Genomic DNA, 11977 nt, shown 5'->3' on the forward strand with positions numbered 1-11977 from the left:
GCCCATTCAAAAGTAGCTTAAAGTGGGACTATGAAATTATTTTTAGAAAATACTTGATTTATCAGAAACAATGCAAAGAGAATTTAAGTTGTATTATTAGAAGTATAGGGGATATTGGTCAAAATCTATCTTCACACAGCCAAGAATTATCTGCTGCTGCTCAAGAAGGAAATGCTGGCATAGAAACAACTCATGGTTTAATTCAAAATATGTCAGCGGGAATTGAAGAGATTTCAGCTGGTGCGCAAGAAGTAGCAAGTTTTTCTGAGAAGGCTAGTCAACAGACGAATATTGGAAGTGAAAAGATTAGTCAAACTGTTAATAGTATTAATGAAATTAATGATTCAATCAATCAAACAGTAAAAACTATTGATGAATTAGATAATATTTCGAAAGAAATAGGTCAAATAGTTGAGTTAATAACTAACATATCTGAACAAACTAATTTATTAGCATTAAATGCAGCTATTGAAGCAGCTAGAGCGGGAGAACATGGACAAGGATTTGCTGTTGTAGCAGATGAAATTAGACAATTAGCTCAAGAAACTTCGGATGCTACTGAGAAAATTGTTGCTTTAATTAATAAAACTCAAAAACAGTCTGATAAAGGAATCAAAGAGGTTAAGACTGTGGAAGAAAAGTCTAAAGAAAGTCAAAAAATAGCTAAAGAAACTGGGGGAGTATTTGAAAAAATTAAAACTGAAGTAGAAGAAACATCACTTCAAATTGAGCAAACAGCAACAGCTACAAATGATATAGCACAAGATAGTGATGAGGTAATAAGTGCAACTGAAGACATAAGTAAAATGTCTAATGAAATCATTCATTCATCACAAGAGTTAGCTCAAATGGCTCAAAAGTTACAAGAACTAATAGAGGAATTTGAAATTTAAATCTGTTTATACTTAAAAATTTCAATTCATATTATTCTGTGTTAGATAGAGTCGACTATCTCAACTAACCAGTCAGATCTTAAACAGATCTGGCTTTTTTCTTTTCGGGCCAACAATGTGTCAATCTTGGGAGTTGGTTGCCTTAGATATTATGTATAATAATTGCAGATGTTGGCCTGAATTATAAAGAAAATATTGTTAGCTTGATGTTTAACTTAAGCTAGTGATAATTAGGGGTAGTGGTACTGAGTAATTGTGTCAGTACTACTATTCCGTTTGTTTTTGGTGTTGGCCCGTTTAAAATATAATGTTTCATACATTTTTTGATTTACCTTATTTTAACAATTCAATCCAAAAATGAATATAATGTACTAAAGAAAGGGGGGATTGTAATGGCTGAGACATTAGAATTTTTAGGTGGTAAGCATGGACATGGAGCATTTGTGATCTTTTTAATTCTAATTTTATTAGTGTTAGGAGTTAGCTACTATTAATTTTTAGATAACTCTGAGGTTTGTGCTATAAGTGTCTAACTTTATTTAAAAATAAAAAACCAATAAAGGCATTGTCTCTGTTTCAATTATGGTATATTTTTTAGCCAGATCTCTTTAGGATCTGGTTATTTTTTTTGTTTAGGTGGTAGGATACTGCTGAAAAAATATTTGTAGAACTTATTGACAAATCTTTCTTGACCTAATATAATTATTAATAAATAACTAATTAATAAATTACTTAATTAGTTCAAAGGAAAATAAAATGAAGGATAAGAAGATATATGAACTTCATGCTGATATGTGTAAGGTGTTGGCCCATGCTAAGCGGATTGAGATTATTTATCTGTTAAAAGAAGGGAGCGGGGAGCAGAAAAGATTGTCTTTGCTTCTTGTATCTTAAAAGGGACACCTGATGATATTAATTATGCTTGTCCTTTTGGAAAGAAGGTGAAGAGTCTAATTAAAGAACAGATGGAGTTGGAGGTTGTTGAGTGGACACATTAGAGAGGAGGGGTAGAATGGAGACGATTAAGCCTGATGGTATCTGTCCTAAAGAGATTAAGTTTGAAGTTGAAGATGGAGTAGTTAAAGAGGTAGAATTTAGTGGGGGATGTAGTGGTAGTTTGGCTGGAATAGCTAATTTAATTAAGGGCCAACCTGTAGATGAGGTAGCTGATAAATTAGCAGGAATAACCTGTCGTAATGGAACATCTTGTCCTGATCAGTTGAGTAAAGCCTTACGAAAAGTAACAGATAATTAAAAGAGGTATTAAATGATTAATGATGTTTAGAGAACTTTAAGGAATATTACAGAAATTAATTCTTAAAAAGCAATGTGCATATTCTACTTATTTTTGTTCATTAGAAATGATATAAAAGAATAATTAAGTTTAATGATAGATTTGAAAATATTAGATTATAATATAAGTAAAGACAAGCTTTTAAACTTCAAGGGAGGTAACTGATGAGTTGGATTGAAGAGGTTAAATTAGAAGAAGCAACGGGGAAATTGAAGAAGATATATGAGCAATTAACTAAAATGAGTCACTCAGATGAAATTCCTAATGTTTTACAGGTGCAATCTTTAAATCCTGGCATATTAAAAGCACATTTAGATTTATATAAGGCGATAATGTTTGGGAAATCTAATTTATCACGAGCAGATCGAGAAATGATAGCAGTAGTGGTATCTGGGATTAATTCTTGTCATTATTGAATTACTCATCATGGAGAGGCTCTCCAAAGAGTAAGTAAGAAAGAAGTAACTGAAGAGGATATTCATCATCTTGCTCAAGATTACCAGAATGTTAATTTAACTGAAAGGGAAGAAGCAATGTTAGAGTATGCTGAAAAATTAACAACAGAACCTTTTAATATTCAAGAAAGTGAGATAGAAAAGTTAAAGATGAATGGTTTTGTAGATAAGGATATTTTAGAGATAAATCAAGTTGTAAGTTATTTGAATTATATTAATCGTACTGCGGATGGATTAGGGGTTGAGTTAGAAGGAGAAGAAGAAGATATTAGTAAGATGTAGTTTAGCTTTTTGGTGTTGATCAACAAAATAACAAAATCTTAAGTCAGATCTTAAACAGATCTGGCTTTTTTCTTTTTTGAAGAATCTATAGAAGTAATTTTGGATAAATTAATAAAAGGAGAAATATGGATATATATCAATGTTAAGGGGGATGGCATGGCGGAAATAATCAAAGAAAGAGATGAAAAGAATAGTTCTTTAGTTTTTAAGACTGTACAAAGAAAAATTGTTAACCAAGAATCTAACTTTAAAACAAATATTAATTGTGTAATATTATTTTTAGTTTTAATGTTAGGGAAAGTATATTATTTCCAGCTTGATCAGTTGTTATTTATAACTGCTGTGTTATTAATCTTTAGTCTTTTCTATAGATCTGCATATGAAAAGGATTACTTGAAAGATTATGAGATTTATACAACAGTTCAAAATGGCTCTTTAAATATTCGGGGTGATAGAGGAGAGGATGAATTTAGAGATAAATTAGTAGAGATATTAAGTGATGATCAATTTAAAGTTCTTAACAATATCTATATTCCGAGTACAAATGAAAAATATTTAGGACAGATTGATAGTTTACTTATAGGAAAGCGGAACATATATGTTATTGAAATAAAGAAATGGAAAGGGAAAATAGAAGGTGATTTATCTGATTCAGAGTGGATTGTCGAGAATAATAAAGAGCCTAAAAGGAAAAGTCCTTATTATCAAAATAAGTATCATGTCAAGGAAGTAAGAAAACTAGTTAGCGACTTATTACCTAAAGAGAGTCAGATTATGAATGTAATAATCAATATGGAAAGAGATGCAGTATTTAATATTACAAATAGTGATGGAGAATGGATTTTTGATGATGTAGAGCAATTATTAGAGTTGATTAAGGAAGTTGAGAACAAGGAAGCTAGTATTATAACTCCTGAAATAAGTGATAAAATTATAAATGAAATCTTGCAAAGCCATTTTGAGTTGCTTGAAGAAATCGAATTTAAAATTAATAAGAGGCTATTAGCAAAATATAATCTTGAATATATTTCTGGAAATTAAACTTTAAAAAGTAGAATTTCAGTTAAAGGACTAAATATCTTAATTAGCAGTAGACTCTTATCTTAGCGGATAAGAGTTTTTCTTTTTTAATGGAAATTAGGATTGCATAATTTTCGGTATTTATAATAATCACATTAAAGGAAGCAAATTCTTGTGGCAATTCGATAAGTTGGCTTTAAACAGGATCTAATTGAAGGATAAAAATAATTATCTAAGCAGGATAATCTTATTTCTTGACTAAGTTTTTATAATGAAGATTAATAATTAGAGTTAAAGGAGAAGAGAATAAGAAATGGAGTTTAAATGGTATCGAGATGAGCAACTTAGAAATTGTGGAGGTTATGGAAAGATAGAAGACTTTTTAACTAAAGATCTTGATAAGTTTCAAAATGAATTAAAGTGCTTTGTTAGTGAGCATCTTGGGTTCGAAGTTAATGATGAACAGATGATTGCTTGGCAAAATTGTTATCAATTTTTAAAAAAACAGCTTAAAAGATTGATAGAAATAGATGAAGATTATAGTCAATTATCTTTGGCTTTTGAATATTCTTTACCAATGGAAGGAGGAAGAAGGCCGGATGTATTATTAGTTTCAAAAAGGAAGGTAGTTATCTTAGAGTTTAAAAGAAAAGAAAGTTATAATTATAATGATTTAGAACAGTTGATAGGTTACCAAAGAGATATTAAAAATTATCATCACCAAACTAATAAGCAGAATCTAGAGATAATATCGTATTTGGTATTGACTAAAGGTGTGAAGAATTATGCCAGTCAAGATGGAATTAAAATATTGACTGCTAATAATTTTGTTACAGAAATAAGCAGATTGAACTTAAATCCTGCTCGGGAAGAGAATGTAGTCAAGTGGTTAAATTCTGAGTATCAACCTTTACCTAATATTGTAGAGGCGACATTGGAGCTTTTTGAAAAGAAAGAGTTGCCTGAAATTAAAAATATTGAAGAGGGTCAAATCGCAGAGACTGTAGATTATTTAAAAGAGATTATTCATCTAAATGAGATAAAAAACAAGCAAAAGAATCTAGTGTTTGTAACTGGAGTACCTGGTTCTGGAAAGACTTTGGCTGCTTTAAAGGTTCTTTATGATTATAATAGATATAAATATAGTAAAGATAAAAAACCATTAGCTGCTATCTACTTATCGGGTAATGGACCATTAATCAGTGTATTACAGAATATATTGGATAATGAAATAAAGGAGTTAGGAGAGAATGGTAAGGCCTATGTGAGAAGTATGTATAGTTATAAGCGGGAGCATATGAATAATCCTAAGCCACCACTGGAGAATGTAGTGATTTTTGATGAAGCACAACGGGCCTGGGATGAAAAGAAGATGGGAAGTAATTATTCAGAAGCTGATTTTTTATTAAAGGCAGGTAATAAAATTTATAGAATTAAAGGTAGTGCAACGATAATCTGCTTTATAGGTGAAGGCCAAGCTATACATACCGGTGAAGAAGAAGAGATTAAATTATGGCAGAGATCATTAAATAAAAAGGGGATCAATCAGTGGCACGTCTATACTCCTCCTAAATATGAAGAGTTATTTAATAATGCAGAGACTGTAAAGGTGGATCAGCGATTGAACCTTGATTACTCTATTAGAAGCCATTTTATAGATACAAGTTTATGGATAGAGTCCTTACTTAAAGGTGATTTAATTAGTGCAAGAGAGCATTTAGCCGAAATGCATCAAAAAGGATTTATTCTGAGGATAACTCGAAGCTTTACAAAAGGTAAAGAATTTATTAAGCAGAAGGAAACAGCTGATCAAAGGATAAGCTATGGATTATTAATTTCTTCTAAGGTCTGGGATAAAGGTATAAGAAAGTATATCAATAATGGTAGATATCAAGGAAGTTATATGCAGTCTGAAGAAGTTGGTAACTGGTTTAGAGAAGAGAGTAAGAAGTTTCAAAAAGGTGCTTCAGAGTTTGCCTGTCAAGGCTTAGAGTTAGATTATCCGATTGTCTGTTTTGGAGGGGATTATTATTATGACGGTAGTCAATGGAAGATAGATTCACAAGCAGTTAAATATCATGGAAATAAATATAATGATTTTCCAGAGATAATGAAGAATATTTACCGAGTCTTACTTTCAAGAGCTAGGAAGGGGATGGTTATCTATCTACCTAAACTTAAGCAATTAGATAACACTTATGACTTCTTAGTCAAGTCAGGAATTAGAGAGATAAAATGACAAGGAGGATAATATGATTGATGTAGTAGCTGCAGTTATGGTTAATGAAGCTAGACAAGTCTTTATCGCCCAGCGAAATAAACCTCAAGAACTGGCCGGAATGTGGGAGTTTCCTGGAGGAAAGATTGAAGAGGGTGAAAGCCCCAAAGAGAGTCTAATCCGTGAAATTAAAGAAGAATTGGGAGTAGAAATTAAGATTACTAGATTTATTACAGAAAGTATTTATCAATATAATTTTGGTAAGGTTAGAATCTTTGCTTACCTAGCTGAGTTAAGCTCAGGAGAGATAGAGGTTAAGGAGCATAATGCTGCTAGTTGGGTTGATTTAGCAGAGTTAAATAACTATCAATTTGTACCTGCTGATGTAGAGATTGTTGATCAAATAAAGGAGGAGTTAAATTGAAAATAGATCAATCCTTTTATCCAAATTGCCATAGAAAGATGCATGTGATTAATTCAAAAGAGGATAGAAATAAGCTAAAACTTAAGGCTCAAGGTTAGTACTAGGGCCAACACTTAAAAACCAAAGATTAATTAGTAGGCTCTTATCTTAGCGGATAAGAGTTTTTCTTTTGAGTGTTGGCCCTCACGCTAAAAAAATTATCACCAGCTTGATGCTCACTTATCGCCTAATTAAAAAATTAATTTAAGAAAATAATGTGTCCAGAAATTTATACTAACATAAAAATTTAATAATAATTGAAGATAGTTTACATACTATTATTAAGTAAAAATAATGGAGGTGTTTGAATGAAACAAAAAACAGTAATAATAAGTATTTTATCGCTGATCTTTCTTTCTATTCCACTACAAGCACAGGCTGATACATTAGGGCGAGCTTATTATGAGATAGTAATTCAAGAAGATAACTATTTTCGCTATATTATTCAACCTGGAGATACATTGTATGATCTTGCACAGCGTTTTAAAGTTAATTTAGATACTTTACAGGAGATGAACCCGCAATTAGAAGCTACTAATTTAGTCGTTGGCGAAGAAGTTAAGATTAATATTAATGATGATGAACTTGATTACTATATTACTCTACCAGATGATAGCCTCTGGAAGTTAGCCCAAAGACATAATCTTGATTTAGAAGAAATTATTGAGCATAATAACTTTACTAATCCTGATCAGCTACTGCAAGATGAGGTTATTCTATTACCAGCAGAGATCTTCGCTGCTAGAAATAATAATATTAAGTTGATTGAATTTGAATCCGAGGGTGAGCAACTTAGAGCTTCAGGATTGGCCCGGGTTTTTGAAGCCCATGTTAGTTATGCTTTAGAGACTGAAGACGGACAAGTCTTGAAAGAAGGTGGTACGACTGCTACTATTGCTGGTCCGCATTGGGGTAGCTTTGAGATAGAATTAGCTGATATTCCAGCGGAAGCTGATTATTTGGCTGTATTCTCAGTTAGTATGAAAGACGGTAGCCGACAAGATGAAATTAAACTTGAATTATAATTTTTTATGTCGGGCCAACATTGTGCCAATCTTAGGAGTTGAATTCCTTAGATATTGTATATAATGATTGCAGATGTTGGCTCAGATTACAAAGAAAATTTTGTTATCTTAATACTCATTTTAAGCTAGCAATAAATAGAGATAGTGGTACTGAGTGTTTGTCAAGTAAGTTATCATAATTAAAAAGGAGGAGGTATTGTGGGTTTTTTTGGTTCAAAAAATAAAAAAGAAAAGCAAAATAAAAAGGTTAAAAAATTTATGAACAAGTATAAGCTAAATAATATTGACAAAGAAGATTTAGAGATATTAGAAGAAATTTCAAATGATTTAACTGGACTTGGATTAATGAAAGCAGGTATGACTTTATCATTTTCTTCTGCTGACAAACAAGCTACTGTTGGTTATCTATCAGCTTTAGTTAAACAGAATTGGGTTATTATAAGAAAACTTGATGAAATTAATAAATCATTAGATAAGCTTGAAAAAGACTAGATATATCTAGAGCTTTTAATACTTTAGTAATGCCATAATAAGTATACAAAGAGTAGTATGGTTAGTTGAAGAAGCACTAAAGCAGATTAAGGAGAGAAGATGTACAGGCTGTTAGTCGAAAATTGGATAAGAAGATTTAAGAAGATTGTTGAGATGATGAAGCAAGATAATTTGTTGGTCAGATCTTAAAAAAGCTGAGATTATTTTACTAAGCTTTGAAATCTTATAGAGAATCACACCAGGTCTATTTAAGGTCTGGTTATTTTTTGTCTAGATGGTGAGGTAATGCTGAAAAGAAATTGATAGAATTTATTGACAAATAAATTTTGATGGAATATAATAGTTAATAAATAACTAATTAATAAATTTCTTAATTAGTTTAGGGGGTGATTTAAATAAAAGATAAGAAGATATATGAACTTCATGCTGATATGTGTAAGGTGTTGGCCCATGCTAAGCGGATTGAGATTATTTACTTACTAAAAGAAGGAGAAAAAAATGTCGATCAATTGGCTAAGACTATGGGCATCAGTAGAGCCAACACTTCTCAGCATTTAGCTATACTGCGTGAGCAGGGGGTAGTCTGTACTAGAAAAGATGGATTAAATGTTTATTATAATATCTGTAACCCAAAATTAATTAAGGCTTATGAACTGATGAAAGAGATATTATTAGAGAATCTATCTGAATTAGTAACAACTTCTCAGGAAATTCTTGAGAAAGAGAATGAAGATAATTAATTTAGCCTTTAGGAGGGGAAAAATGTCATTAATTAAACTTGTGCCAGATCAATTGGAAGTAGAAGTAGATTCAGGAACTAACCTGTTAGAAGCGGTAGTAGAGGCTGGAATCAATTTGAAAGCAGTCTGTGGTGGTAGTGGAACCTGTGGTAAATGCCAAGTAATCATTGAAGAAGGAGAAGCCGAAGTTCTTGATCAAGGGAATCTTTCCTCTGATAAATTAGAACGGGGCTATGTATTAGCTTGTAAGACAGAAGTGAAAGGTGATTTAATAGTAAAGATTCCACCAGAATCACGTTTGAGTAAGCATCAGGTCTTTATAGAAGAAGAGGTTGATAAAAGAGAAGATATATTAACAGAAGAAGAGTTAGCAGCTACTCAAAAACTGAAGCTTGATCCTATTTATCGTCAGATAGAGCTAGAGTTGAATCAACCATCACTAACAGATAATGTTAGTGACTTAGAAAGGCTACAGATTGAGCTTAATCGTGATCGAGACCTTTCATCATTACAAGCTTCATTACCTGTAATGAAGGATTTAGCTTCTCATTTACGGGAAAATGACTGTAAGACTCAGGTTTCATTATCAAAATTAGGAGATAATTATGAGATTACTGAACTAAAGTCATTAGATGATCCAAAGGTTGATTATGGTTTAGCAGTAGATATCGGAACGACTACTGTAGTGGTAGAATTAGTAGACTTAGCAACTGGTAAAGTCGCTGCTCGCGAAGGTAGCTATAATAAGCAAGCCAATTATGGTGATGATGTAATCAGTAGGATTAACTTTGTTAAAGAGAATGAAGGTGGTTTAGCAAAACTTAATCAAGCTGTAATTGGTACTATGAATTCCTTGATTGATGAGATTGTCAGTCAACAAGGAATAGAGCAGAGTCAGATCAAGACAGCAGTTTTAGCTGGTAATACAACAATGATCCATTTATTGTTAGAGATAGATCCTAACAATATTCGATTAGAGCCTTATATTCCAACTGTCAGCTTTGTCCCACCATTAAGAGCTAAAGAGTTGAACCTTAAGATTAAAGAGGATGGTTTGATTCATTGTTTACCTGGGGTAAGTAGCTTTGTTGGTGGAGATATAAGTTCAGGAACTTTAGCAGCTGAAATAGCTGATAGAGATGGAATAACCCTCTTTATTGATATTGGTACTAATGGAGAATTAGTATTAGGCAATAAAGAATGGTTAATGACTTGTTCTTGTTCAGCTGGCCCAGCTTTTGAGGGTGGAGGAATTACTTATGGAATGAGAGCGATGTCAGGGGCAATTGAGATATTTGATATAGATCCAAAGACTTATGAAGTCAAATATAGTACAATCGGTGATGTTCCACCAATCGGTATCTGTGGATCAGGTTTGATTAACCTATTAGCCTTATTAAAGGATGTAGGAATTATCGGTCGGTCAGGAAAGTTTGATGAAGAATTGGAGCATGAGCGACTAAGAGATGGAGAGTATGATAAAGAATTTGTCTTGGTCTGGGCTGATGATGCAGGGATAGAAGAGGATATAGTGATATCAGAAAATGATATCAAAAACTTACTCCGCTCTAAAGGAGCTGTCTATGCTGGAATTAGAATGATGTTAAACAGCATGGCTTTAACTGAAGAGTTTATCGACCAGGTATTAATTGCCGGAGGCTTTGGGAATTATATAAACCTAGATGATGCTTTGAAGATAGGTCTATTACCTGACTTACCATTAGATAAATTTAAGTTTATCGGGAATACTTCACTAAAAGGAGCAAGAATGAGTCTTTTATCCGAAGATAAGTTTGAAGAGGTGCAAGAAATAGCTAAGAAGATGACTTATCTTGAGTTGAGTGCTGAAAATTATAGCCAAGACTTTATGGATGAATTTGTATCAGCTCAATTTATTCCTCATACTGATTTGAACCTCTTTCCTTCAGTAACAGGAAAATAAAATTAAAGTTTAGCCCGGTGAAGGAGATGAAGATGTACAGGTTGTTAGTCGGAAATTGAATAAGAAGATTATTGAGATGATGAAGCGAGATAATTTATTGACCAGTTCTTAATAGAGCTGGTTTTTTCTTTATGATTTTTACTTCTAAATAGAAGAGTAAATTAATAGAAATATATTAACAGGATTATATTGTGAAATTTATAATTAGAGGTTATTGAAAAGTATTTTATGCTGCTTAGATAATAAAATTTTTTCCAATAGGAGATTTAAAATAAAGTTGATTTTCTAATCTAAGCTTCTCAATATTTCTAGATTTGTTTTGTGTGGTTACTTAACATATTACTAGAAATGAGGTGAAAAGATGAAAAAAGCTACTTTATTCGTCTGTTTAAGCTTACTTTTGATGGTTGTTTTTGCTAGTCAAGGAATGTTTGACTCTGCCGGTGAAGATATCAGTGAAGAAACTACATCAAGCAATGATGAGGCAGATGTAGAAGTTGGCGAAGGTTTTATAGGAATTGGTGAAGGCTTTAATGGAGAAGTAGAGGTAGAAGTGGATGTTTCTGAAGGAGAAATTGTTAAGATAGAAGTTCTTTCTCACAATGAAACATCTGGTATAGCAGATGATGCTCTTGAGCAAGTGCCAGCAAATATTAAAGAAGCACAATCAACTGATGTAGATGTAGCAAGTGGAGCTACTGCAACGAGTGAAGCAATTATTGAAGCTGTTGATAATGCCTTGGATGAGGCTAACTAAAAAAGTTATTTGAAGTAAAAAAGAGAGAAAACTCTCCTTTTAGTAAAAATGAAGGGAGAGTTTTCTTATGAATATATAGAATGAATTCTGGACTTTTTATAAAAAAATTGGTGACGATTCATGTTTTAAACTATAGAGAGACAGGGTATAATAATAACAAACTTCACTATAAATTGGTTAAAGGAGGGAAGCAATGGATACAAATGAACAATATCGAATTGAAAATGATACATTAGGCAATATTATGATTCCTAAAACAGCTTACTATGGTGCACAAACAGAACGTGCAATTAATAATTTTCCAATCAGTGGTATTCGATTTCGGTGTTTGTCAAGTAAGTTGTCGCATTTAATTAAAAATTTCTTTGAATACTTTTCATTCAGAACTCCAGTTAG

Annotated in this window: 14 protein-coding genes and 1 pseudogene; all 15 read left to right on the plus strand. The window is 32.1% G+C overall.

Going from position 1 to position 11977, the window contains the following annotated elements:
* Positions 1 to 893: methyl-accepting chemotaxis protein (locus tag MWH28_RS12595; RefSeq protein WP_248619744.1), on the plus strand; the 893-nt coding region annotated here is incomplete at its 5' end.
* 756 nt (positions 894 to 1649) lie between these two features.
* Positions 1650 to 1787 (plus strand): hypothetical protein, encoded by a 138-nt coding sequence (locus MWH28_RS12600; RefSeq protein WP_248619745.1) that lies wholly within the window; start codon positions 1650 to 1652, stop codon positions 1785 to 1787.
* 17 nt (positions 1788 to 1804) lie between these two features.
* Positions 1805 to 1891 (plus strand): hypothetical protein, encoded by an 87-nt coding sequence (locus MWH28_RS12605; protein WP_248619758.1) that lies wholly within the window; start codon positions 1805 to 1807, stop codon positions 1889 to 1891.
* Between the two features lie 14 nt (positions 1892 to 1905).
* Positions 1906 to 2148, plus strand: coding sequence for a TIGR03905 family TSCPD domain-containing protein (locus MWH28_RS12610; protein ID WP_248619746.1), 243 nt, complete (start codon positions 1906 to 1908; stop codon positions 2146 to 2148).
* A 203-nt stretch (positions 2149 to 2351) separates the two neighbouring features.
* Complete coding sequence (locus MWH28_RS13080; protein WP_248619747.1) at positions 2352 to 2603, plus strand: carboxymuconolactone decarboxylase family protein; 252 nt, start codon at positions 2352 to 2354, stop codon at positions 2601 to 2603.
* A gap of 117 nt (positions 2604 to 2720) precedes the next feature.
* Entirely contained in the window at positions 2721 to 2924 is a 204-nt protein-coding gene (locus tag MWH28_RS13085; protein ID WP_248619748.1) for a carboxymuconolactone decarboxylase family protein, read from the plus strand.
* A 156-nt stretch (positions 2925 to 3080) separates the two neighbouring features.
* On the plus strand, positions 3081 to 3965 hold the full coding sequence (locus MWH28_RS12625; protein ID WP_248619749.1) for a nuclease-related domain-containing protein: 885 nt from the start codon (positions 3081 to 3083) through the stop codon (positions 3963 to 3965).
* Positions 3966 to 4257: 292 nt separating this feature from the next.
* Positions 4258 to 6183 carry a DNA/RNA helicase domain-containing protein gene (locus MWH28_RS12630; RefSeq protein ID WP_248619750.1) on the plus strand — a complete coding sequence of 642 codons (1926 nt, stop codon included), beginning with the start codon at positions 4258 to 4260 and terminating at the stop codon, positions 6181 to 6183.
* Between the two features lie 13 nt (positions 6184 to 6196).
* Positions 6197 to 6586, plus strand: coding sequence for an 8-oxo-dGTP diphosphatase MutT (gene mutT / locus MWH28_RS12635; RefSeq protein WP_248619751.1), 390 nt, complete (start codon positions 6197 to 6199; stop codon positions 6584 to 6586).
* A gap of 347 nt (positions 6587 to 6933) precedes the next feature.
* Complete coding sequence (locus MWH28_RS12640) at positions 6934 to 7650, plus strand: LysM peptidoglycan-binding domain-containing protein (RefSeq protein WP_248619752.1); 717 nt, start codon at positions 6934 to 6936, stop codon at positions 7648 to 7650.
* 198 nt (positions 7651 to 7848) lie between these two features.
* Positions 7849 to 8142 (plus strand): hypothetical protein, encoded by a 294-nt coding sequence (locus MWH28_RS12645; RefSeq protein ID WP_248619753.1) that lies wholly within the window; start codon positions 7849 to 7851, stop codon positions 8140 to 8142.
* 431 nt (positions 8143 to 8573) lie between these two features.
* Entirely contained in the window at positions 8574 to 8882 is a 309-nt protein-coding gene (locus MWH28_RS12650; RefSeq protein ID WP_248619754.1) for an ArsR/SmtB family transcription factor, read from the plus strand.
* Between the two features lie 22 nt (positions 8883 to 8904).
* Complete coding sequence (locus MWH28_RS12655) at positions 8905 to 10824, plus strand: ASKHA domain-containing protein (RefSeq protein ID WP_248619755.1); 1920 nt, start codon at positions 8905 to 8907, stop codon at positions 10822 to 10824.
* A 361-nt stretch (positions 10825 to 11185) separates the two neighbouring features.
* Positions 11186 to 11581 carry an FMN-binding protein gene (locus MWH28_RS12660; protein ID WP_248619756.1) on the plus strand — a complete coding sequence of 132 codons (396 nt, stop codon included), beginning with the start codon at positions 11186 to 11188 and terminating at the stop codon, positions 11579 to 11581.
* Between the two features lie 193 nt (positions 11582 to 11774).
* Positions 11775 to 11977: pseudogene (locus MWH28_RS12665) on the plus strand (hypothetical protein); the annotation flags it as partial.

Source organism: Natroniella sulfidigena, assembly GCF_023223645.1.
Classification (GTDB): domain Bacteria; phylum Bacillota; class Halanaerobiia; order Halobacteroidales; family Halobacteroidaceae; genus Natroniella; species Natroniella sulfidigena.

What these genes read in the sequence shown, in the direction of transcription:
- MWH28_RS12600 (WP_248619745.1), top strand. Translation starts at nt 1,650, where the DNA reads ATGAAGGATAAGAAGATATATGAACTTCATGCTGATATGTGTAAGGTG.
- MWH28_RS12660 (WP_248619756.1), top strand. Translation starts at nt 11,186, where the DNA reads ATGAAAAAAGCTACTTTATTCGTCTGTTTAAGCTTACTTTTGATGGTT.
- MWH28_RS12640 (WP_248619752.1), top strand. Translation starts at nt 6,934, where the DNA reads ATGAAACAAAAAACAGTAATAATAAGTATTTTATCGCTGATCTTTCTT.
- MWH28_RS12630 (WP_248619750.1), top strand. Translation starts at nt 4,258, where the DNA reads ATGGAGTTTAAATGGTATCGAGATGAGCAACTTAGAAATTGTGGAGGT.
- MWH28_RS12655 (WP_248619755.1), top strand. Translation starts at nt 8,905, where the DNA reads ATGTCATTAATTAAACTTGTGCCAGATCAATTGGAAGTAGAAGTAGAT.
- MWH28_RS12610 (WP_248619746.1), top strand. Translation starts at nt 1,906, where the DNA reads ATGGAGACGATTAAGCCTGATGGTATCTGTCCTAAAGAGATTAAGTTT.
- MWH28_RS12625 (WP_248619749.1), top strand. Translation starts at nt 3,081, where the DNA reads ATGGCGGAAATAATCAAAGAAAGAGATGAAAAGAATAGTTCTTTAGTT.
- mutT (WP_248619751.1), top strand. Translation starts at nt 6,197, where the DNA reads ATGATTGATGTAGTAGCTGCAGTTATGGTTAATGAAGCTAGACAAGTC.
- MWH28_RS12650 (WP_248619754.1), top strand. Translation starts at nt 8,574, where the DNA reads ATGTGTAAGGTGTTGGCCCATGCTAAGCGGATTGAGATTATTTACTTA.
- MWH28_RS13080 (WP_248619747.1), top strand. Translation starts at nt 2,352, where the DNA reads ATGAGTTGGATTGAAGAGGTTAAATTAGAAGAAGCAACGGGGAAATTG.
- MWH28_RS13085 (WP_248619748.1), top strand. Translation starts at nt 2,721, where the DNA reads ATGTTAGAGTATGCTGAAAAATTAACAACAGAACCTTTTAATATTCAA.